Annotated in this window: 1 protein-coding gene; it reads left to right on the top strand. The window is 46.7% G+C overall.

Going from position 1 to position 749, the window contains the following annotated elements; all coding sequences use genetic code 11:
• The coding region (locus A3750_RS23480; RefSeq protein WP_197475269.1) for an efflux RND transporter permease subunit at positions 1 to 749 on the top strand (749 nt) is incomplete at both ends.

Here is a 749-nt window from a genome sequence, read left to right as displayed (position 1 = left end):
TGTCATGCGTTTTGGGGAAAACGCACAGGAGGTGATTAGTAACGTCAAAGCACGACTTGATTCGTTGAAGGCTGGACTACCGGAAGGGGTGGAAATAGTTACTACCTATGATCGATCCGGGTTGATAAACAGAGCAGTTGATAACCTTGTTGAAAAACTAGTTGAAGAATTTGTTGTCGTGGCGATCATTTGTGCTTTGTTTTTGTTTCACCTGAGGTCTTCTTTAGTTGTAATTCTCAGTCTTCCTGTGGGTATATTGACCGCATTTGTCATCATGTATCAGCAAGGCTTGAATGCCAACATCATGTCGCTTGGCGGAATCGCATTAGCGATCGGCGCCATGGTTGATGGGGCCATTGTGATGGTCGAAAACGTGCATAAGCACATGGAAAAAACGCCGCTCACGAATGAAAACCGCTGGGAGGTAATCGGACGGGCGGCAACGGAAGTCGGGCCACCTCTTTTCTTTTCCCTATTGATCATCACCCTGAGCTTTCTTCCTGTATTTACGCTAGAAGCGCAGGAAGGAAAGCTTTTTACGCCTCTTGCTTACACAAAAACATATGCAATGGCCGCCTCTGCCGGTCTCGCCATTACGCTGGTTCCGGTATTGATGGGCTACTTTATTCGCGGCAAGGTGATTCCAGAGAAAAAGAACCCAATCAATCGCTTACTTATAGCGAGCTATAAACCAGCGCTAAAAGCTGTTCTGACTTACCCAAAGACGGTTGTTCTGTTGGCGTTCGTTG

It is taken from the genome of Oleiphilus sp. HI0079, assembly GCF_001635105.1.
Note: the sequence above shows the minus strand (reverse complement) of the source record. Positions and strands in the feature narration are given on the sequence as shown.